The sequence below is a fragment of the Methylomonas sp. 2BW1-5-20 genome (assembly GCF_052474515.1).
This window is the reverse complement of the sequence record NZ_CP184127.1, coordinates 2856242-2878771: the sequence shown is the minus strand read 5'-3', so window position 1 is coordinate 2878771 and position 22530 is coordinate 2856242. Positions and strand designations below refer to the sequence as shown.

Here is a 22530-nt window from a genome sequence, read left to right as displayed (position 1 = left end):
TGCGTCTCATCGGCTGAGGCTTTGCCGTTTATAACCAACCCGGCAACGGGCGAGAATCTTCCTTGCCGAACTGCGGTAGGGTGGCGAATGCTTGTTTCAGTTTTTCGTGCCACATTTTGCGGATTTGGCTCAAATATTCGTTGTCTTCCTGGAAGCAGTAGTACTCGTCCAGCGCTAGGCTGTCTTTGTGATAAATCAACAGCTCAACCGGTGCGCCGACGCTGGCGTTGCTGCGCATGGTCGAGTCCATCGAAATCAAGCAGCAGCGGCCGGCCTCGTGCAGCGAGGTGTCGATTTTTAAAAACCTATCCAGCACCGGCTTGCCGTATTTGTTTTCGCCGATTTGCAGATACGGGGTCTGCCGGGAGGTGGTGATGCAATTGCCTTCCGGGTATACCAAATATGCACCGTGCGGTTCCTGACCGATTTGCCCGGCCAGGATAAAGGTGGCCGAGGGATTAAAGCTGCTTTGCCCGGCATCCACATGGCGGCGTTGTTTTTCCACACTGATTCGGCCCAGATAGGCGGCCGCTTCCGATAAATAACGTACGCTATCCAGACTTAGCTCGGCTTCTTCCTTGATGTCGCGTTTCAATTGGTCGATTACCGCCTGCGTGGTAGCCAGATTGCCCGCGCTCAGCAACACGATCTTACGATCGGATGCGGTGGTAAATGCATGCATTTTGCCGTAAATGCTGACATTGTCGATGCCGGCGTTGGTTCTGGAATCCGAAGTTAATACCAGTCCGTCCTTTAGAGAGACAGCGATACAGTATGTCATACGCTCTGCGCCTGAAAATTAGGGGTGTCGGCAGTGTACTAAAGATGCGCGAGAAAGGCCAAGTCTAGTCTCGATTAAACGCATGGCCAAGCGGAAAGCTTTTGGCCCGGTGGCTGGTTTGACGTGGCTGGAATAAGGCAATTTTGCCAAGTTTAGTCGGGATATTATTGGTGCGTGCCTGCTAATCTTTGGTGCAACTGATCTGGCGTCAAATCGGAATTTTAAGCGCTAAACCAGGAAGAATGGCGTTTTCGGAGATTTGGTGCGGATAGTGCTTATTAGGCGCCAAGACGGATTCCTCAGTTTTTACGACTACACTAATGCCGGTATTTTTCTCGCGCTCTGATGGATCGTTATTTCTCAACCGTAAGTAAAGGAAACTTATGAATGCACTGTTGGAAACTCAGTCGGCCAAGCTGTTGTCGGCGATGCCGGTCGTAAAAAACTTCGAAAGCAAATTGGCTGCCTTGAACGATTGGTGGGGCAAGATTGCGCTCATCGGTAAAATTAACAGCCACAACGTGGCGACCACGATTCTGGACGATATGCATCGTACCCAGAATAAGTTCGGCGAACTTCAGAAACAGCTGACCCGCAATCTGCTGATAGAAAATGTGCAGAAATTGGTGCTGGATAATTCATCGAAAGCGCAAGTTGCAATCGATCTGCTGATTCGAAATTTATTTGAGCGTACCGCCGACGTGGGTTTTCTAGCGACCGACCAAGATATTAGGGAGTTCCTGATATTGGAACAACCGAGTGCCGAGCAAGAACTGTTCATCGAAAATCGGCTGCAAGAGTATGTGAAAAAATACAGCGTCTACGACGAAATCATTGTGTTCGATACCCAGGGCCGGATGAAAGCCCATCTGAACAAGATCAATCCGATACGATTTTCCAACGATCCCTTATTGGCGGAAACCCTGGCAAGCGATCAAGATTATCTGGAAACGTTTCGCTATACGGATATCCAGAGCAATCGCCTGCATTCGTTGATTTATTCCTGCAAAATCACGCGCACCGATGATAAGCATTCCGAGATCTTGGGGGTTTTGTGTCTGTGTTTTCGATTCGACGACGAGATGAAGGGGATTTTCGACGGATTGTTGATGCCGGGAGATCACGGCACGATAGCGATAACCAATGCCGAAGGCCGGGTAATCGCCAGCAGCGACGAACGCTTATTGCCCTTGAATACCGGGCTGAAGAGCGATCAGCCGGTGCGGATTGTTAGCTATAGGCGGCAGGATTATATTATCAATACCCGTAGTACGACCGGATATCAGGGATTTTTCGGCCTAGGCTGGCGCGGATTGATGATGACTGCGCTGGATAAAGCGTTTAGCAACGACGAATCGTCGGCATCGGCAAATAATTATGTCGACATCATCGATCAAGCCAGTACCTTTCCCAAGGAGCTGCGCGATATCCGCAAAGCATCGGCAGACATCAACACCGATTTGGGTTTGCTGGTGCTGAACGGCCAAATTGCCTCCGCCCGGAAAAAGGCGGCCGAGTTCATGCCGGTGCTGGAAGCGATCAAGCAAATCGGCAGCGATATCACGGGTATTTTTACCGCTTCGGTAAACTGTTTACAGGAAGTAACGGTAATGTCTTCGCATTTGAACAACGCGGGGTTTTTAGCTTCGCTGGCCGTTGACATCATGGATCGCAATTTGTACGAACGCGCCAACGATTGCCGTTGGTGGGCGCTGACTTCCGCGTTTCGGCGTTGCCTGGCCGGCACGGATTTATCATTTGTCGCCTCCCGGCAGATTACCGAAATTCTGCAATACATCAATGCGCTGTATACGGTTTACACCAATCTTTATCTCTATGATCGCCACGGTAGGATTTTGGCGGTATCCGATCCGAAACAACAAGCACTGGTCGGGATGATGTTAGATGAGGCCAGTGGCGCGGCCGAGGCTTTAAAAAACGGCGATGCTCAGAGCTATAGCGTTTCCTCGTTTGCGACGACGCCGTTGTATCGGGAACGGCACACCTATATTTACAATGCCGCCATTACGGATTTGGACAACCCGAAACAAATCTTGGGCGGCATCGGCATTGTGTTCGACAGCGAGCCGCAGTTTCAATCCATGCTGAACGATGTGTTGCCGAGAGATAAGCACAGCAAAGTTTTTGCCGGTTGTTTTGCGGTGTTTGCGGCGCCGGACAAAAGTATTATCGGGGTTGCCAATAATGCCATGCTCAAAATAGGCGATAAGCTGGATTTGGACGATGCCTGTTTTAGTTTGAAAGCCGGTCAACGCCTGTCGAAGATTGTCCAGTACCAAGGCGTGAATTACGTGTTGGGCATAGCAGCATCCAAAGGATATCGCGAATATAAAGTGGCGGATGCCTATCGTAACGATGTAATGGCGGTGATATTCATCCCGTTTTGATGGGGAGCGCAGCGATTGGATGCGACGCTTAATTCCGGCAGTTCGAATAAATTCGCACTGCGCTTACATGTAACGGCCGCTGCCGAGTGACTTTTGGCACCGCACAGACTTATAAGGCTGGTTTGCCGGACGTTCCGAACAGGCTGAATCAATGAATCCCGCTTAACATGCCGTGTACTTCGTAACTCATGATCGCGAGATAGCCCGTTAAGACGAAGTAATACGCAGCGTAGTTGATGCGTAAATTGAGTGGGGCATCATAATAGCCGGCGGGCATTGCCGACGCCGCCCCGTCTTTTTGCAGTGCCAGCTTGATCTGCGGAAACGCCATGATCGCGATCAGGATCAGCATCGAGCTGGGATTGTATAAAAACAAGGCCGCCAGCAAGGGCGCGCCCAGCAACCAGACCTTGGGCGAGATGATCGCTGTAATGCGGCCGCCGTCCAGCGGCGAGATCGGAATCATGTTGAACAGGTTGATCATGAATCCGGAATACGCCAGCGCCAGCAGCAGCGAATTGCCGCTGCCGCGCGCCAACCCATAACAGGCCACCGCCGCCAGCGTACCGACCAGCGACCCGGCGATGCCAACGTAGGCCTCCGTGTGTACGTCATGAGGTAGCTTTTTTAGCTGGATCCAGGCGCCGACGAAAGGAATGAAAGTCGGCGCGCCGACTTCCAGTCCGCGTTGGCGGGCCGCTATGTAGTGGCCCATTTCATGAAAAAACAGTAACAGCACGAAACCCGCTGCATATTGCCAACCGTAGAGCATGGCGTAGGCGGCCATGGAAATGATCATGGTGCCGCCAGTGGTGAGGAGTTTGCCCAGTTTCCCGGCGGCGAACAACCATGCTAAAAGCTTGCTCATCTTGATTACCTTAGTGCGCTTATTTTTTACGGCCGAACCAGTTTTTCAGTACGGCGCCGATGCCGACGACTCCCAAAATAACGAATTTTTTAAACGCAATTGCCAATGCAAACAGCTTGGCGAAAACACCCAGCTTGGCTGCGGCGCCGCCGGCTACCAATGCGGCGATACCGTAAGCGGCGACCTGGTCGGTACTTTCGTTGAAATCGCCGTACGCATTGCCGGGATTAAAATTGGTGAAAGCCACCACGTTTTGCATTTCCGTTTTAATCGCGTCGATCTGATTTATGCCTGCCACCGCGTTTAGCACCAGTACGCCTTTCCGGCCGAGGACGCGAATATTGTAGTTCAGCGAATGCTGATCGCCGCGATCGGAAGCGAGTTCCTTGGCCCAATACAGTTTATGGCTAACTCTATCGTAGGTGGGTTTCTCCGCCCAGCCGATCAAGGTCAAGCCATCGTAACCCTGTTTTTTTCGCTCTTCGCTTTCCTGCGGCATGGCTTCCTGCATTTCTTTTAATAGGTTGTCGTAGTCGATACTGTCGGCGTCGTTGTCGTTCACATGGCCGTCTTCCTCGTAAGTAATGATAACGCCCCAGCCGTTGGCACCAAGCGGATTGACCGCCGTCGGCAATATCATGCCGAGCGTGGCGGGGCCGGGTGGATTGCCCCAGCCTTGAGTCAGTACCCGTTCGGTGTCGTTCGGGGCCAGATAGCGAAACGAGTTGGGTAAGTTTAATGTGGCGATACTGCCCGGCAGTTCGATTTTGCCTTCCTGGAACTTTAGCGAGGCCAGAAACTGTTCGGCCGTGATTTGGCTGTCGATGCTTTGCGCCGATACTTGCGCACCAAAAAGTAGAGGAAAAATGAAAATTACGATACCAGGCAGCCGATACAGCATGTCGAGCCTCTAACGGATTAGTTAATGATCATCGTATAGTAGTTGGCTAATCTCATTCTGCAAGTGGTGCCTGTTGTATTGTCCGAAAAAATATCCGGCTTCCGGGAACACGCAGTAATCTGCGTAAATACCGTCTAATTACCTCCGCTTGTTTGTGTCCTTACAAACATTGACATGTGATATTTGCGACAATCAGCGGCGTTATCAATAAAAACTATATGTATATCAGTTATTTAAAATAATTTTATAACTGGCATGGCCTGTGCTTTCTCACTGTATAACCAATCAAGTGAGGTGAAGAATATGGAACTGCCAGTATTAAACGAAACTCCAGCAGCCAGCGCAGGCGGCTGCTCCTCCCATTCTTGCGGTACTAGCGACGATCAACTCGGCCATTTGTCCGACGAGATTCGCTCCAAGGTGGAAAACCATCCTTGTTACTCGGAAGACGCTCACCACTACTTTGCCCGTATGCACGTGGCGGTGGCGCCGGCTTGTAACATCCAGTGCCATTATTGCAACCGCAAATACGATTGCTCCAACGAATCGCGTCCCGGTGTGGTTTCCGAGCTGCTGACGCCCGATCAAGCCGTGAAAAAAACCATGGCGGTGGCGGCCAATATTCCGCAAATGACCGTGCTGGGTATCGCCGGTCCCGGCGACCCATTGGCCAATCCGGAGCGCACCTTCGAAACATTCCGCCGCCTGAGCGCTGAAGCGCCGGACATCAAACTGTGCGTTTCGACCAACGGCCTAGCCTTGCCGGAGTCGGTCGAAGAGCTAGCCAAACACAATATCGACCATGTCACGATTACGATCAATTGCGTTGATCCGGAAATCGGTGCGCAAATTTATCCTTGGATTTTCTGGGAAAACAAACGCATCAAAGGTGTGAAAGGCGCGAAGATTTTAATCGAGCAGCAACAAAAAGGCCTGGAAATGCTGACGGCCAGAGGCATTTTGGTCAAGGTCAACTCGGTGATGATCCCCGGCGTCAACGACAAACACTTGGCTGAAGTCAGCAAGATCGTTAAAGCCAAAGGTGCCTTCCTGCATAACGTGATGCCGCTGATCGCCGAAGCTGAACACGGCACGTTCTACGGTGTGATGGGCCAACGCGGTCCTACCCAGGACGAGTTGATGGACCTGCAAGACTCCTGCTCCGGCGACATGAATATGATGCGTCACTGCCGGCAATGCCGGGCCGACGCGGTCGGTCTGTTGGGCGAAGATCGCGGCGACGAGTTTACGATGGACAAAATCGAGGCGATGGAAATCGATTACCAATCGGCGATGGAAAAACGCAAGGTCATCCATGAAGCGATCGCGGAGGAAATGCATAGCAAGCGCGCCGCTAAGGTGGAAAAAGCCGCCAGCCATGCCGACGAGCCCAAGCTGAACACCCGTCCGGTGCTGATGGCGATTGCGACCAGCGGTCAAGGCGTCATCAATATGCACTTCGGGCATGCCAAGGAATTCCTGATCTACGAAGCATCCCCTAACGGCGTGCGTTTCATGAGCCATCGGAAAACCGATCTGTATTGCGGCGGCGACGATACCTGCGGCGACGGCGAGAGCGTATTGCAACAAACCATTCGTTCCCTGGCAGGCTGCGAAGCGGTGTTGTGCTCCAAAATCGGCTATGAGCCTTGGGATTTGCTGGAAAAAGCCGGCATTGTGCCCAACGGCGAGCACGCAATGGAGCCTATCGAAGAAGCTGTGATGGCGGTTTACAAGGAAATGGCTGCCGCCGGCAAGTTGGACGAGGCCGCACCGCAAGAAGAACGGGCTACGGCGTAAACAACGTAAGTCGGGTCAAGGCTGGTGCCTGACCCGACGATCAATGATCCGAGTACCGTCAAAGCATCAAACTCAAGAGGTAATGTCATGGCCTTACAAATTATCGAATCCTGCGTCAACTGTTATGCCTGCGAGCCCTTGTGCCCCAGCAAAGCTATCTATATGTCCGAAAAAGCCGGGCATTTCAGGATCAACCCGAAAAAATGCACCGAGTGCGAAGGCGATTATAAGGATACGCAATGCGCCAGTATCTGCCCGATCGAAGGCGCCATTCTCGACGCGTTAGGCGTCCCGATTAACCCGCCCGGCTCGCTGACCGGTATTCCGCCGGAAAAAATGGCGGAGGCGATGGCGGAATTACAAGCACATTGACGGCCATGGCCACCGTGCATTTCTATGAAAAGCCGGGCTGCTTGAATAATACCCGGCAAAAGCAGTTGCTGAGTGCCGCCGGTCATTTGTTGGTGGTTTACGATCTGTTACAGCAACCGTGGGCTAGGGAGCAGGGCAAGTTACGTTCGTTTTTCGGCGACATGCCGGTCGCGGACTGGTTTAACCGCAGCGCGCCGGCTGTCAAACAAGGGTTGGTCGATCCAAACGCCGTCAGCGAAGACGAAGCAATAGCGCTGATGGTGGCGCAGCCGTTGTTGATCCGTCGGCCTTTGATGGAGGTTAACGAACAGCGTGTCTGCGGGTTCGACCAACAACAGGTCGATGCTTGGTTGGGTTTGGCGGCCTTGGCGTCGAACAAGGATTTGGAAACCTGTCCCAAGCAAGCGCATGCCGAGGCTTGCAAGCCGTGAACAGCGTCAGATTGGAGAGCGAAGAGGGCGCGCCGCTTGCGGTAGCGTTATCTGAGCGCGTGCATTGGGTCGGCGCGCTGGACCCAAACCTGCGTACCTTCGACATCATCCTGAAAACCGCCAACGGCACCAGCTACAACGCCTATGTGATTCGCGGCAGCGAAGGCGTGGCGGTAATAGACACTGTGAAGGAAGGCTTTGCCAACGACTTTTTCGCCCGCCTGGAAAGTGTCGCCGATTACTCGGAGATTAAGGTCATCGTCCTCAATCACTTGGAACCCGATCACACCGGCGCGTTGCCGGAGTTGATGAAACGGGCTCCGCAGGCACAACTGTTCATTTCCCAGAAAGCCCAGTCCATGCTGAAAGGCTTACTGAAGCAGGACGAGTTGAGTTTTACCCCGGTGGTCACCGGCGATAAGGTGTCCTTGGGCGACCGTAGCCTGGAGTTTTTGCACACCCCCTATTTACACTGGCCCGACACGCAATGCACGTATGCGCCGGAAGAGGCGATGCTGTTTTCCGGTGACGTATTCGGCTGCCATTTTTGCGACAACCGTTTGTACAACGACAAGGTCGGCGATTTCCGCTTTTCCTTCGAATATTACTATGCCCACATCATGCGGCCGTTCAAGGAATACGTGGTCAGGGCCTTGGAACTGATCGAACCCTTGCCGCTGAAATTGATCGCGCCCACCCACGGCCCGATATTGCGCGACCGCCCGCAGCATTACATTCAGCGTTACCGCCAACTGTCCACCCCGGCGCTGCATAACGAACTGAAACCCAATCAAAAAACCCTGCTGATTTTTTATATCAGTTCTTACGGCAACACCCGGCGCATGGCGGAAGCGATTTATCAAGGCGCGATGCAGGTCGAGGACGTGCGGGTATCGCTTTACGACCTGGAAGGCGGCGAGGTGGCACCATTTGTCGATCTGATCGAAGAGGCCGACGGTCTGGTGTTGGGCACGCCCACCATCAACGGCGATGCGGTCAAGCCGATTTGGGATTTGTTGTCCTCGCTGACCGTAGTCAATCTGAAAAACAAGCTCGGCGGCGTATTCGGTTCTTACGGCTGGACCGGCGAAGGCGTGCGATTGGTGGAAGACCGCTTGCGCGGCTTGAAGCTGAGGGTACCGATCCAGGGCCTGCGCGTCAAGTTGATTCCGACCGACGACGAGATACTCGAATGTAAAGCCTTCGGCTTGGAGCTGGCTCAGGAATTGACCGGCGTCAGAGAGTCGAGGGTGATTAATTTTGCGGACCTGTAAACCGGATTAAACAGACGCTTGCTATTGAGCCTACAGCGGTATTCGTAGGCTAAACCGATCCAAGGACGTGTCGGTGATCTCATCGGCTGCAAGGCCGGTGAAAATCGGGAATCGCTTCGATTCCAAACCGGGAGTCCTCAGATTAGAGGCTGCCGAGATTACTTTCAATACCTTATGGAGTTTTTACAATGGCCAAAGCGACCATTACATTTGAAGATATAAACGTGACTGTTACCGTCCCCGCCGGCACCCGGGTTATTGAGGTGTCCGAGAAAGTAGGTTCCGGCATTACGTACGGTTGCCGGGAAGGCGATTGCGGAACCTGCATTATGAAAGTGACAGCCGGTTGGAATAACCTGACCGAGCCGTCAGTACTGGAAGACAAAATTTTGCGGGAAAACATGGCGGGCAAACACAACCGTCTGGCTTGCCAAGCGCAAGTATTGGGCGGCGAAATTTCCCTTAAACCAGTATAAGTAACGCAAAAGGAGTAACACATGGCATTAGTAACTTTTACCAGTCCCGAATACCGGGATAAAACCGTTTACGCCGTTGCCGGCAGTCACACCCAGACTATTTTGAAGCTGGCATTGGAAAACAAGATCCCCATCAATTTCGAATGCGAAGACGGCGAATGCGGCACTTGCGCGGTCCGCGTCACCAGCATCGATAAAAAGATGGAACGCATGGGTGGCACGATGACAGAGAAGGAAAAATCCCTGCTGAAACAAATCGGTAAAGTCACTACCGAACAGTTGGAGCAGATGATCGTCGACGACCTGCCGCCGGAATGGCGTTTGGCTTGTCAAATGATCGTTAGGGATGAAGATATTCGCGTCGAATATTAATTCCTTCGTCATCGTTAAAAAGGCCGGAGAATCGAGTATGAGTTGCACACTTAGCATGGCACCGAACGATAGGGTAGAACCCTCGGTTATTAAGTCGCGGCAACACATTTATCAGGATCTGATGGCCTGTGCCGGCCAGTCGCCCAACAGCGTCTGGTTGGCACAAATCATCGCCAGTTGGAGCGTCGGCGATGGCGTGCTTCCCGATAGACTGGGTTTGAACCCAACACAATTTGAACAGCTTATCGACAGTTACTTTCCGGGTTATGCTTTGGCGTCTCAAGCCTTTTCCGGTAGCAGTTTGGATTACAGTCGGATGTTGGAAAAACGGGATTTGGAAATCCTGCTCGCGCAATTCGCCGCGAATCCCGGTACGGAAACCGATTGGCTGATAGCGATGATCGTGGCGGCCTGCCTGGGTAGCGACCATCTTTGGCAGGATTTAGGCTTATGGTCGCGTAGCGATTTATCGGCCATGCTGGGCTACAACTTTCCGCAATTGCTGATCCGCAATAGTAAGGATATGAAATGGAAAAAGTTTTTATACAAGCAGCTTTGCGAAGCGGAAGGCTTGTATGTCTGCCGGGCGCCGTCCTGCGAGGTTTGTAAGGATTATTCGCAGTGTTTCGGCGCGGAGGAATGAGCCGAGAGTGGTCTTAACCGCGTCTAAGGCCTGGCTAATGTAAGGGTGACGTGCCCGAAACCGACTGCTAGAGCCGATTTCGGGGGAAGCAAGGCCTAGAACTTATAGCCTACTTGTGCAAAGAATGTGCGCTGCGGTAATGGATGGTTAAAGAACGCTTGGTAGTCGTTGATGTTGTCTATCCCTGCGGAAATATGGCCGGCTTTATTGAATCGATAGGTGGCTTTCAAATCGACATAGACCGATTCCGTAAAGGCTGCGTAATACGGCAGTTGTAGATCTTTGTTATCCAACTGGGAAAACATTCTGCCTTGGTAGCGGGTGCCCACCGAAAAATCCCAGTCCATGCCGTAGTGATAGGTGGTCAGCAGATTGGCTCGATAATCGGGTAGCAGCGGGAAACTTTTGCCGACGTAGTTACGGTCGTTATCGTTCTTCAGGATTTTCGAGTTCAGGATGGTGGTGTCCAGTTTAACGTCGAAATTCGAGCCGAATATGCGATCCTGATTAATGGTCAAATCGATGCCGTTGACTTCGACTTCGCCAATCGAGGACAGCGTGCTGCTGAAGTTGCTGGCTGTCAGGTTGCCGAATCGCGCGGGATCCTGAGCGATCAAAACCGAGTTTGAAATATACGAGCTATATATGGCATTGCGGATATTTTCATGAAACAAATTCAACCGGATATATCCGTTGTTGAAGTCATATTCGCCCAATAAGTTGTGGTGGGTGCCGTCTTCCGGTTTGAGTAAGGAATTTGCCAGGCTGACGCTGCCTCTCAAACTGTTTGAGTTGTCGAATAATTCGCCAACCAATGGGAAGCGATAAGCCTTGCCGACGGAGTAACGGAATTTCCAGCGGCCCGGTTCATAACCCAACGAGAATTTCGGCGAGAATGTCGAGGCTTGCCGATCTTGCGGCGAATAATTGTTGGCACCGGACACATAAATACCGTCCGATACGTTCCAGCGTTCCAGACGGGTGCCGACCGTGGCGTCCCAATCGGGCAGAAAGCGCCAGGATAACTGTCCGAATAGACCATAGGTGTCGGTCGCGCCGCCGCTACGCAGAGAAAGGCTGTCTCTCTTGGTATTTGTGTAGTTCGTTGAGCTGTACTGGCTGGTGAACATTTTCGAATGTTGATATTCGTAGCCGGTGGCGAACGATAAATCCTTGCGGCCGAAAAACGCTTGATTGTCGAATTTCGTGGAAATATTGATCCAGCCCATGCTGTCGATATCGGTAATTTGCCCGGCATTTCTGTTGTTCGGGTCGCTGGGGTTTAAGGTCGAGGAAATGGATTGGTCATGTAGGACGTCGAAGAAGCTGACATGGCTGTCGGTATTCCAGTCGCCGAACAGATGGCCTTTTAAACCGCCGCCCAACGTTAGGGTTTGTCTGTTTTGAGTGCTATAGCCGAAGTTGCTGGCGGTTGGAGCGACTCGCAAGCCATTGTAGTTGTAAAGTGTAGTGCCGGCGGCATTGCCGTATATCGGGGTGCCGGCAGCATTATGCAGATAGGTTTGGCCAGCGCTGGTCACGTCCAAATTTTCGAACGCCGCCGTAAATAACGCGTCCAGTTGCGGGTTAATCGAATAGCCGCCTTTCCATTTGTAGAGGTCGTCTACCGAGTGCATGACGCCGCTATCGCCGTAGGAAATGCGCGGTTGACCGGCGTAGCCGCCTTGGTTGGCTTGAGAGCCAATGGCTTTGGGATTGCGTTCCAGGTAGGCGCCGCTTACCGAGCCGGCGCCCGAGGTATAAGCTTGTAGTGCGCCGCCGTTTGCGCCGGCGGTATTCGAGTAGTTATAGGTTGTCATCGGCTGTCCTTCATTCTCCAGATGGTTGTAGGAGAAGTAGGTGCTGAAATCGCCGAATTTATCGCCGTATGAGCCGAAGGTTTTAAAGCCTTGCAGATTTTTACTGGTGCCTTCGAATTGATAAGGCTGCAACATATAGGTTGCTTCGGTATAAATCTCTCTTTTTTGCGGCAACAGGGTATTGAAGTTGATCACGCCGCCCATCGCGTTGCCGCTGTATTCGGCGGAGAAGGGGCCGGATAATACGTCCACCGATTTGATTTCGCCCGGGCCGATCAAACCCCAGCGCGGCGAACCGTTAAAAGTGTACTGCAAGGAATTCCAGATTGGCATGCCGTCCATAAAAACCATAACCCGGCCGCCCTGATAAGGATTCGAGCCGCGCATGCCGACCGGCGCATTGGGGTCACCGATATAGCGTTGCCGTACAAACACGCCGGATTCATATTTAATCGAGTCGGAAGTCGTCACTGCATTGGTTTCTTCAATTTCCTTTTTTGTGACTTTGGTCTTCGGCGTGGCGAAATCGGTTTTGGAAGGCGTTTCCGGTCTGCCGTCTTCCGAAGTTTCGCTAACGACTACATCGGCTAAAGTGGCGGCTTCCGGTTTGTCGGCCGCCTGGATAGTCAGCGGTATGCTCATCATGCCCGGTAGCATGAATAGTACGGTGGTGATTTTTGTTTTTTTACGCATGTTTAACACATCTCAATAGGGCAATAAAAAATGCAGTCGGCCAAGAGTTTTCAGGCAAGAAGGCATCCCAATAGTCCCGCAAGAATAGAGCCAAAATTGAAGAGCATTGATTTAATTGAGAAAAGATGAAAACAGATGATCAATTTTAAAAAAAACATTGTTATTTAACGCATATTTTTTATGCGTTTATGCGATATGGCTGATGTTTTTCATCTTATGAATAGGGTTTGGCTTGGCGTATCGATGCCGGAATTGCCTGATAGATCACATAAAATTCAAGGGCTTAAATTTTAGTGTGAGTTATTGGCTAATTCAGCAAGGTGAATTTCCTAATAGTTGGCGTGATTTTTTGGCAACGAGACTCTGGTGGATTTGTGTAATTAAACTGCGTTAAATGACACAAATCGATGCCTGGCTTGTGCGTTAAGGCCGGCACCATGGCGCTTTGCCTTTCAAGACGGTGCAAATCTGTCCGGGCGCGAGGTAAGCAATTGTCAGGAATTTGTCACATCCTTGCTCTATACTCGATTAATTGCGCGCGGAGGTTGTTTAGCAAGGATACAGAAATGAGCTTTTATAAGTGGATAATTACCGGATTTATACTCGCGACTATCAGTTGCAATGCGGGTGCTATCGATAAAAGTCAGTTAAGGGCGCGTTACGAGAATCTGAAACAGCGCTATCAGGCGTTACGACTGAAAGGCGTTGATTTGCGTGCTACCGACGCCTTGGTCGTCGCGATAGAAAACGCCAAGCATCAAAAAAACCTGGGAAATATCGAGGTTTTATTGGGTGATTTCGAAAAATTGCTGGTGCCTCTAGAGCAAACGGCTGAAAGCGGCGAGACACTGGCACCGGCAAAGGCATTGCCGGTTAAACCGGTCATTGCGGTTGCCGCGGATCAAGTACGGTCCGAATACGATTTGGTGAAAGCCTTGTTCGACAAAGCGGAGTTCAAACAGCTGTTGCAACTCAAAGCCAATCCGCAGGGCATTGACGCTGTCGGCGCCGCCGGCCGTAATATTCCGGCGTTTTCAGACGTGGCGGCGCAACGGGATGCCGGTTGGATGTTATTGTTGGGGCTGTGCGAAGAGCGACCGGAGTTAGTTGATAAAGCCATTCTTGCGCTTGAATACGCTTTTGCCAGACAGGACCCGCAAGGTTTTTTTCAAAACGGACTGGGAGTTGCCGCGCGGAAGGCAATTAATGCGGATACTTTTTTTCTGCAAGCCTATGCCCAAGTTTATGGCTTGCTGAAGTCCAGCCGCTTTGCCCCGCAGTATCTGGGTCGTCTCGATACCTTGCACCCCAAGCTGCGTATGGCAATGAACTGGTTACGGCAGAACGCCGACGAGATGAGCCGGCAGGATAAGCTGACCGCCAATCGTTTGGCTTTCGACGCGTTGGCCTTCCTGCTGAACGGGAATTTGCTTAACGATCAAGCGCTTATCGATATCGGGAAACGCTTTGTAATGGATACGTTGGCCATGCAAACGGACGCCGGGGTATTTCTGGAAAAAGGCGGTTACGACAGCAGTTATCAGGCTGTTTCGCTGTTAAATTTACAAATTGCCTGGTTGGTTTTAGACGATCCGCAATTGCGTCAGGGAACTTTTCTGGCTATGGTACGAGGTATGGAGTGGTTAAAATCGCGCATTTTGCCGAGTGGCGAGGTGTCGGCAATAGGTAATAGCCGCACCGGGCAAGGGCAGGAGACCTTTTTTGGTAAGACCAAGGAAGTCAATTATGGAGAAGTGGCGTTTGCATTATTCGCTTGGTCGGTTATCGCCAACGATAAGGACGCAGAATCACTAGCTAAAAACGTTATCGGGTTTGCGCTGCAACACAGTTCGACCTAAAGACATGCTTTTATGGAGCGACGGTTCACTAGCTGAGTGACGGAGAGTTTAAATGGAAAATATATTGCATTTTGCATTATTGGGTTGCGGTCGAATCGCGACCCGTCATGCTGAAGTTTTATCGGGTGCCGTGGAAGGCGCCAAATTGGTAGCGGTCTGCGATGTTGATGCAGAGCGGGCGGAAAGTTTCGGCATTAAATATAAAGTGCCCTACTTTACCGACGTTCACGACATGATGGCGGCAATGGGTGAAAAAATCGACGTCATCAACGTGTTGACGCCCACCGGTTGCCACGCCCAGCACGTGCTGGATGTGGTGCAGTACAAAAAACACGTGGTGGTCGAGAAGCCGATGGCGCTGACCCTGGACGATGCCGAAGCCATGATAGAAGCTTGCGATTTGGCGCAAGTGAAACTATTCGTGGTCAAACAAAACCGCTACAACGTGCCGGTACAGAAGCTGCACGAAGCTACCAAAGCCGGTCGCTTCGGCAAAATCGCCATGGCCACCGCTCGAGTGCGCTGGATGCGGGATCAGGCCTATTACGATCAGGATGCCTGGCGCGGGACTTGGCTGTGGGACGGCGGCGTGTTTTCCAATCAAGCCAGTCATCATGTCGATTTGTTGACTTGGCTGTGCGGCGATGTGGATTCGGTGTTTGCCTATACCGCGCGCAGTCTGGTCGATATCGAAGTCGAAGATACCGGGGTGGCGGTCTTGCGCTTTCGCAACGGCGCCCTGGGGGTAATAGAAGCCACGACCGCGGCTCGGCCCAAGGATCTGGAAGCCTCGATCAATATTCTCGGCGAACGCGGCACGGTCGAAATTGGCGGCTTTGCCGTTAACCAGATGAAAACCTGGATGTTCGATACGCCTACCGCCGACGATGAGCGCGTTCTCAGCGATTTCAACCAAAACCCGCCCAATGTGTATGGCTTTGGCCATCTGGAATATTTGCGCAATGTGGTGCACGTGATCAACCATGGCGGCGGTGCGATGGTAGACGGCCTGGAGGGATTGAAATCTTTGCGCTTGATCAGCGCAATCTACGAATCGGCAGCAACCAGTCAGGAAGTGTGGTTGCGCTTTCAACCCACTCATAGCCGATTGGGCCGCAGCCAGTCGCGGCGGCGGGGCGATGTGATCGACGATCCGCGATTGCCGCCACAAATTAAATAAAAATGCCGTTTTAAACGCATTTGTCACGTATTTAGGTAATTTGCTAATGAACATACCGGAAAATTTCAAGGATTCCGCCGGCATCGCTGCGACCGCGATTGTCCATCCCAACGTCAAACTCGGTAAAAATGTCGTCATAGACGATTTTTGCGTGATCGGCTATCCGCCCAAGGGTTTTCAATCGGGCGAGCTGGAAACAGTGATAGGCGATAACACTCATGTGCGTACTCACGCCATTATTTACGCGGGCGTTAGCATCGGTAACAACTGTCATATCAGCCATAGCGTATTCATCCGCGAGCATACCCATATCGGCGATAACTGTTCCGTCGGGGTAAACTCGGTTATCGAGCATCATTGTACGCTGGGCAATAATATCCGCATCCAGGCCCAAGCCGCCTTGTGCGAATACACCATATTGGAAGACGATGCCTGGATTGGGCCGAAGGTGATTACTACCAATGTTGCGCATCCGACTTGCGAAAAAGCCAAAGACTGCTTGAACGGTCCGACCATTCGCCGGGGTGCAATCCTGGGAGCCAACGTCACCGTCAATCCCAATCTGGAAGTGGGCGAGCGGGCGCTGATAGGTGCCGGTAGCGTGTTGACCAAGGCCGTGGAAAACGGGGCGATCATGTTTGGCGTGCCCGCCAAACGCATCGGCGACGTGGAAGCAATCAACTGTCCTTACGAATTGGTCGCGGAAAGTCCGTATAAACAGACGGTCTCGGGTGACTTGAATAAACCCGCTCAACCCGGACTGCGGGTCCCCTTCAACGATCTGGCAGCCCAATATCAACGTTATAAGCAGGAATTCAGGATCGCGATGGACCGGGTGATTTTGAATAACCGGTTTATCAGCGGTCAGGAGGTTAAAGAATTCGAACAAGCTTTTGCCGAGTTTTGCGAAACCCAATTTGCTATCGGCGTCGGCAGCGGCACCGACGCGTTGGAACTGGCGCTGATGGCCTTGGGCGTCGGGCAGGGCGACGAAGTCATTACTGTCGCGCATACCTTTATCGCTACGGCGGAAGCGATAGCGGCAGTGGGGGCCACGCCGGTATTTGTCGATATCGATCCCTTAACCTACAACATCGATGTCAACGGCATAGCCGCCAAAATCACTGCCAACACTAAAGCCATCGTGCCGGTGCATTTGTACGGCCACCCGGCACCGATGCCGGCCATCATGGCGATTGCCCGTGAGTATGGTTTGAAAGTCGTGGAAGATGTCGCCCAAGCGCATGGGGCGAAGATCGACGGTTTGACGGTTGGCGGTATCGGCGATCTGGGTTGCTTCTCGTTTTATCCGGGCAAGAACCTGGGCGCATACGGCGACGCCGGTGCGGTCACCACCAACAATCCTGAGTTGGCAAAGCAGGTGGCTTTACTGCGCGATCACGGCCGTTCCAGTAAATATCTGCACGAAACCTTGGGCATGAATAGCCGCTTGGATACGCTGCAAGCCGCGATTCTGTCGGTAAAATTGAAACATTTGCATAAATGGAATAAAGGCCGGCAAGCGGCGGCGGCCTATTACCATGAAAAATTGCAACATTTGCCGCTGACTTTGCCGGAGGTCAACGCCGATTGCAGCCATGTTTACCATTTGTACGTGATTCGCTGCGAAAACCGTGACGGTTTGGCGGCGCATTTAAGGGCTAACGGCATAGAATGCGGTGTGCACTATCCGACACCGCTGCATTTGCAGCCGGCCTTAAGCTTTTTGGGTTATCGCGAACGGGATTTGCCCGAGACGGAACGAGCGGCCGCCAGTATTTTGTCTTTGCCGATTTTCCCGGAAATAAGTCATGCGCAGATCGACTACGTTGCCGATACCATCCAGCGCTTTTATCAGGGCTAGGCATTGAATCAACAAGTGCAATTATCCATCGTCACCTCGGGGTATAACGAGGTCGGCAATGTTCGGCCTTTTTTGGATAGTGCCCGCGAAGCGATTCGCAAATTGGGGGTGGCTGCCGAGATCGTGTTTTTCGACGACGGCAGCAACGATGGCACGGGCGATGCCGTCGAAGCCTATGCCGCGCTGCATCCTGACGCGTCAATAACCTTAATTCGGCGGCCCTACAAAATGGGCATCACCGCCGCGATTGCCGACAGCTACGCATCTACCCGAGGTCAATATGTTTGCCTGGTACCCGCCGATCTGGAATCCCTACCGGAAGACGATGTGCCGGCGCTATACGCAGCGTTGGACGAGGCTACCGATGTGGTGGTCGGCTGGCGTAAGGATAGGGGCGACGGTAAATTACTGGCGTCGAAAATATACAATTTTGTCAACTGGGGGTTATTCGGCGTGCGGCTGCACGATATGAACTGGATCAAGCTGATTCGCCGCGACAAATTGCAAGGTCTGCAATTGCGTTCCGATTGGCACCGTTTCCTGATTCCGATCCTGGCCAAACGCGGTTGCCGCTTCAAGGAAGTCGTGACCCAATGGCATCAACGCCGCTACGGACGTTCCAATTTCGGTTGGCGGCGTTTTTCGGTGTCGATTGCCGACGCTATCACCGTGAAGTTAATGCTGGATTATGCGCAACGGCCATTGCTGGCTTTCGGATCGGCCGCGGTATGGCTGCTGCTGGCGGCAGCGGTGTTGGCAGGCGCCGGTTTGGTGAAAGGTTTTAGTTTGCCGGTATGCTTAGGCCTGGCCGGTTTGCTGACGACATCGGCGCTGCTAGTGGGCATCGGCGCGGCGGTGGAGTTTTTGCTGATCAGTAGGGAACGCTAAACGATGAAGATAGGCATGATGACATCGGTGTACGCGCTGGCGGAGGACGATAGAAACGGCTCGTTCCTGGTGGAGTGTAATCGTTACCTAAAAGAACGCGGCTATCGGGTTCATGTATTCGCGCCGAGTTATCAGGGCCGGGAAAATCATACAGTACAGGGTATCCCGGTTTATCGGTTTCGCTATTTTCTGAAGCGCTTCGAGAATTTAACGCACTTTCAAGGTGCGCCGAATCGGATTCGCAACCCTTTTTATCTGTTTGTTGCGGCGTTTTACATCTTGTCCGGCCTAGTGCAATCGATCCGGTTTTGTCGGAAGGAGCAGTTCGATCTGGTACACGTGCATTGGCCGTTTCCGCATGGTATCTGGGCTTATTTTGCTGCCAATTTGCGCGGCACACCGGTGGTGTTAACCTTTCACGGCGCGGAACTGCTACTGTCAAAAAAGTTTCCGTTTGTAAAATATTTCATCCGCCATGCGGCCCGCCAAGCCCAGGGCCTGATTTGCAACTCAAATTACACCGCTGGGCAGCTGGCCGGTTTGGCCGGCATCCCGGTAAATTCGATTCATGTGATTCCGTTCGGCGCCACCGTCAGCATCCGTCCCTGCGAGAAAAAGGCCGATAAGCCGGTCAAGGATATTCTGTACGTCGGCCGCTTGATCGAACGCAAGGGCGTGATTTATCTGCTGGATGCCTTACCCAAAATTGCCGCACGGGCGGACGTGCATTTGCATATCGTCGGCGACGGCGACAGGGCCGACGAGTTGAAGCAGCAAGTCCAGCAAATGGGCCTAAGCCAACAAGTGAGTTTTCACGGCGTGGTGTCCAACGAACAACTGGAACAGTTGTATCGCGACGCCGATGTGTTTGTATTGCCGTCGATAGTCGACGGCCGAGGCGACACCGAAGGATTGGGGATTGTGTTAGTCGAGGCACTGGCATTTCGTACGCCGGTGGTGGCCTGCGATGTCGGCGGTATTTCCGATGTAATACGCAATGGCGAGACCGGCATACTGGTGCCAGAGAAAGATGCTGAAGCTTTGGCCGCCGCCGTATTACAATTGCTAGACAATCCCGAGTTGGCTTTGCGGCTGGTGAATGCCGGCATGGCCCATGCTCAATCCTATTTCGACTGGAATCGGATCATCGATTCCCTGTCACAGGTTTATCGGTCAGCTATCAGTGAAAAATATTAAAAATTTATTCAATAACGGCCGTTTATCGGAATGGTTGTTATTTTATGCGGGCATTCTGGTTTTATTTGTGTATTTGATTTATGCGGCGATTTTGCCGGCCTATTGGTCGCCCAATTCCCGTTTATGGTCGTCTCCGGTCGGTTATCCGGCGATATTGCGAAAATTGCATACCGCTATTCCGGTCGAAGTAGCCTCGCCCAAGCTACAAACCATGTCCAGGGTGATCTCCGCCGCCGGCGCGATTAATTTTCTGCACGAGATACCCATCAACATCGAAGTCGCCAGCATTGTGACCCAGGTATTCGTGGAAAGCGGTTCCAAAATCAAGGTCGGCGACGTCTTGGCGCGTTTGGATAACGGCGGCAATCCCACCCGTATCGCACGGCTGGATGTCGAAGATAAACGCAGTGCCTATGAAAAAGCTAAAAAAGATTTTCTACGCGAGAAAGAGGCCTTCAAAAGCGGTTTGATCGCCCAGACCGAATTTGCGCAATTCGAAGCCGATATGAATCAGGCGCGTATCGAGTTGGAAAAGGCTCAGGAAAGCCTGAGCGGATCGTTCGAGTCGCGCAGCAAAAGTATTTTTGGCAAATCGGTAAACGGCCATGGCAATGCCAAAACCGAAATCGTCTCGCCGATCAACGGCAGCGTGATTGCAGTTGATGCTTATGCCGGAGAAAATATCGTCGAGCCGCGCGATAGCGTTATGGTGTTGGGCGACACGCTGATGTTCAAGGCCGCCGTCGATCAGCGTTATTTTGCCTCGGTGCAAGTGGGAAACGAAGCGACGGTATACCTGCATGCTTACCCGGATATCGCGGTAAAAGCCAAGGTAGCGAAAATCGATAATATTGTGGCGGTCAATCAAGACGCTGCCGGCACTGTGCCTTACACCTTTAATGTTTGGCTGGAATTAAGCGCGGATCACGCTCAAGCGATTCAATTCGTAAAAGGCATGAACGGCTATTGCCGGTTCGAATATCCGTTCCAGGCTCTGGCTATTCCGGAGAAAGCGCTGATTAAGTATTCCGGACAACGCGGCTTGGTGATGGCCGTTAGCCAGGACGATACCCTGGAAATGCGCCAAGTCAGTTACAGCGCCAGTATCGACGGCATGGTGGCGATTAGCGCCGGACTGAGCGCCGCCGATAGGGTAGTATTGAGCGGACAAACCGGGCTGTTGCCTGGCGACAAAATTTCAGCGAAAACACCATGAAACTGCGTTCTTTATTGTTATTAGGCGGGCTGGCGATAGCTTACTCGCACCGGTTATTTGCCGATCAGGACGCTGCCGGTACCGAATCGGCGGCGGCTAATCTGCAACCGGCCTATTGCGAAAGTGTCTCGCAGGGCCCGGTTAGATCCTTGAATTTACACAGCGCGCTGAAGTTGGCGCTGTGCAAAAATCCGGCGATCGTCAAGGCCCGTAGCGATATACAAGCGGCCAGGCTGGCCTATGATGCGGAAGATGCCAAATACGCGTCGGAGCTGGAGTTTACCGTCAACGAAAACTATCAAACCGGGGACACCAGTAAAATCCAAAATTTGTTTGCCACCAGCACCGATCCGGTCGAGATTCGCGGGACTTCGGAACGTTTATATATGAGCCTGCGTTGGACTGCACCGTGGTGGTACAAATCCGAATTCAAATACGAGGCGGCCAAGAGCCAGTTGGGTATTCACCTGGCGCAAGTGCGTTACGCCAGAACCGAACAGGATACGATATTCTCTGTATACAAAGCTTTTCTCGCGGCAGTTGTGCAGGATCGGAAATTGCGCATAGAAAATCAAAAGCTGCAAGCCATCAACGAGCAAAGCCTGGTCCAGCAAAAAAACTTTAATTTGGGGCGATCCTCGGAATTGGGCGTCGTGATTGAGGAAGGCAATTTGCTGAATCAACAGTTGACCACCGGCGATACTCAGGAACTGCTGGAAACCAAAAAATCGGAATTGCTGGCCTTGCTGGGCATCAAGGACGATCCGGCTATCGTCGTCGAAGACCATCCGCTGCAAGCCCGTACCGTCGATTTACAAGCCTTCGGTATCGATAAGGCTTTGCAATACCAATCCCAGGAAACCCATATCCAGATTGCACAGCAAGCCATCGAAATCGACAAGCACGACGATGTCTGGAAGCCCAATATTTCTACTTGGGCCGGTTACAGTCCTTACATCAAATCGGTTGGTACCTCGCAGGGTCGGGAAATCAACGATTGGGTTTCGGTGGGTGTGGAAGTGCAGGTGGAACTGCCCAATTTTTCCGCCAGCGATGCAGCGGTTAAAGTCGCGAATCACGATAAGATGGTGTTGAGTGAGCAATTGCAGAATATTGCCGAGGATACCCGTAGTCAGTCGCGGCAATTGCAACAGAAATTAAACAAGTTGATAGGACAAATGGACTTACTCGATAAATTGCAAAAGGTCCAGGAGCGCCGGGTGGAAGCCGGCCGGAAAAGTGTCGAACTGGGCAGTATGAATCAACTGGAGTTTCAGGTGCTGCAAAGCAATCTGGACGCCACGGCGATGCAACGTTACGACAAGCTATTCGATTATCTAGTGGCCGAAGCCGAGCTGAAACATTTATACGGCATGGAAATAGTCGAAAATATCCGTTAGTTCGCTTGAGAGCAGGCGAATAAGCCGCATACGCTTGAATCCAAGCAAAACTGAGCATAATCTTCCTACCTGCCTTGCCGATATCCG

Annotated in this window: 19 protein-coding genes; 15 read left to right on the top strand and 4 right to left on the bottom strand. The window is 52.1% G+C overall.

Going from position 1 to position 22530, the window contains the following annotated elements; genetic code table 11:
- Positions 1-28 precede the first annotated feature (28 nt).
- Positions 29-781 carry a peptidase gene (locus ACH50O_RS13115; RefSeq protein WP_446808237.1) on the bottom strand — a complete coding sequence of 251 codons (753 nt, stop codon included), beginning with the start codon at positions 779-781 and terminating at the stop codon, positions 29-31.
- A 383-nt stretch (positions 782-1164) separates the two neighbouring features.
- On the opposite strand from ACH50O_RS13115, the gene ACH50O_RS13110 reads away from it, so the two are divergent.
- Positions 1165-3189, top strand: coding sequence for a cache domain-containing protein (locus ACH50O_RS13110; RefSeq protein WP_446808236.1), 2025 nt, complete (start codon positions 1165-1167; stop codon positions 3187-3189).
- Between the two features lie 148 nt (positions 3190-3337).
- Here the strand turns inward: ACH50O_RS13110 and ACH50O_RS13105 are convergent, their stop codons facing one another.
- Both ACH50O_RS13105 and ACH50O_RS13100 read right to left on the bottom strand, forming a co-directional pair.
- On the bottom strand, positions 3338-4057 hold the full coding sequence (locus ACH50O_RS13105; RefSeq protein ID WP_446808235.1) for a site-2 protease family protein: 720 nt from the start codon (positions 4055-4057) through the stop codon (positions 3338-3340).
- Positions 4058-4076: 19 nt separating this feature from the next.
- Positions 4077-4958 carry a DUF2167 domain-containing protein gene (locus ACH50O_RS13100; protein WP_446808234.1) on the bottom strand — a complete coding sequence of 294 codons (882 nt, stop codon included), beginning with the start codon at positions 4956-4958 and terminating at the stop codon, positions 4077-4079.
- 303 nt (positions 4959-5261) lie between these two features.
- Between ACH50O_RS13100 and nifB the strand changes: the two genes are divergently transcribed.
- The 7 genes from nifB (at position 5262) to ACH50O_RS13065 (ending at position 10326) form a co-directional block, all read left to right on the top strand.
- The gene (nifB, locus tag ACH50O_RS13095; RefSeq protein WP_446808233.1) at positions 5262-6758 is read left to right on the top strand and encodes a nitrogenase cofactor biosynthesis protein NifB; all 1497 of its coding nucleotides are present in this window, start codon (positions 5262-5264) and stop codon (positions 6756-6758) included.
- An 87-nt stretch (positions 6759-6845) separates the two neighbouring features.
- A complete protein-coding gene (locus ACH50O_RS13090; protein WP_020484742.1) occupies positions 6846-7130 on the top strand; it encodes a 4Fe-4S dicluster domain-containing protein in 285 nt (94 codons plus the stop codon).
- A gap of 5 nt (positions 7131-7135) precedes the next feature.
- Entirely contained in the window at positions 7136-7561 is a 426-nt protein-coding gene (locus ACH50O_RS13085; protein WP_446808232.1) for an ArsC/Spx/MgsR family protein, read from the top strand.
- On the top strand, positions 7549-8835 hold the full coding sequence (locus ACH50O_RS13080; protein WP_446808231.1) for an FprA family A-type flavoprotein: 1287 nt from the start codon (positions 7549-7551) through the stop codon (positions 8833-8835). Before ACH50O_RS13085 ends, ACH50O_RS13080 begins: the two co-directional genes overlap by 13 nt.
- Before the next feature lie 188 nt (positions 8836-9023).
- Entirely contained in the window at positions 9024-9311 is a 288-nt protein-coding gene (locus tag ACH50O_RS13075; protein WP_020484745.1) for a 2Fe-2S iron-sulfur cluster-binding protein, read from the top strand.
- Positions 9312-9332: 21 nt separating this feature from the next.
- Positions 9333-9683, top strand: coding sequence for a 2Fe-2S iron-sulfur cluster-binding protein (locus ACH50O_RS13070; protein WP_446808230.1), 351 nt, complete (start codon positions 9333-9335; stop codon positions 9681-9683).
- Positions 9684-9720: 37 nt separating this feature from the next.
- Positions 9721-10326 (top strand): nitrogen fixation protein NifQ, encoded by a 606-nt coding sequence (locus ACH50O_RS13065; RefSeq protein ID WP_446808229.1) that lies wholly within the window; start codon positions 9721-9723, stop codon positions 10324-10326.
- Between the two features lie 95 nt (positions 10327-10421).
- Here the strand turns inward: ACH50O_RS13065 and ACH50O_RS13060 are convergent, their stop codons facing one another.
- A complete protein-coding gene (locus ACH50O_RS13060; protein ID WP_446808228.1) occupies positions 10422-12839 on the bottom strand; it encodes a TonB-dependent receptor in 2418 nt (805 codons plus the stop codon).
- Between the two features lie 566 nt (positions 12840-13405).
- Between ACH50O_RS13060 and ACH50O_RS13055 the strand changes: the two genes are divergently transcribed.
- From ACH50O_RS13055 to ACH50O_RS13025, 7 genes are read left to right on the top strand one after another with little or no spacing between them, the layout of a single operon-like run.
- Positions 13406-14698, top strand: coding sequence for a hypothetical protein (locus ACH50O_RS13055; RefSeq protein WP_446808227.1), 1293 nt, complete (start codon positions 13406-13408; stop codon positions 14696-14698).
- Positions 14699-14750: 52 nt separating this feature from the next.
- Complete coding sequence (locus tag ACH50O_RS13050; protein WP_446808226.1) at positions 14751-15878, top strand: Gfo/Idh/MocA family protein; 1128 nt, start codon at positions 14751-14753, stop codon at positions 15876-15878.
- Positions 15879-15924: 46 nt separating this feature from the next.
- On the top strand, positions 15925-17742 hold the full coding sequence (locus ACH50O_RS13045) for an aminotransferase class I/II-fold pyridoxal phosphate-dependent enzyme (RefSeq protein WP_446808225.1): 1818 nt from the start codon (positions 15925-15927) through the stop codon (positions 17740-17742).
- Between the two features lie 3 nt (positions 17743-17745).
- Complete coding sequence (locus ACH50O_RS13040; RefSeq protein ID WP_446808224.1) at positions 17746-18630, top strand: glycosyltransferase family 2 protein; 885 nt, start codon at positions 17746-17748, stop codon at positions 18628-18630.
- 15 nt (positions 18631-18645) lie between these two features.
- Positions 18646-19827, top strand: coding sequence for a glycosyltransferase family 4 protein (locus ACH50O_RS13035; protein WP_446808223.1), 1182 nt, complete (start codon positions 18646-18648; stop codon positions 19825-19827).
- Positions 19814-21043, top strand: coding sequence for an efflux RND transporter periplasmic adaptor subunit (locus tag ACH50O_RS13030; protein WP_446808222.1), 1230 nt, complete (start codon positions 19814-19816; stop codon positions 21041-21043). The genes ACH50O_RS13035 and ACH50O_RS13030 overlap by 14 nt, the downstream gene beginning before the upstream one ends.
- Positions 21040-22443, top strand: coding sequence for a TolC family protein (locus tag ACH50O_RS13025; RefSeq protein WP_446808221.1), 1404 nt, complete (start codon positions 21040-21042; stop codon positions 22441-22443). Before ACH50O_RS13030 ends, ACH50O_RS13025 begins: the two co-directional genes overlap by 4 nt.
- Positions 22444-22530 lie beyond the last annotated feature (87 nt).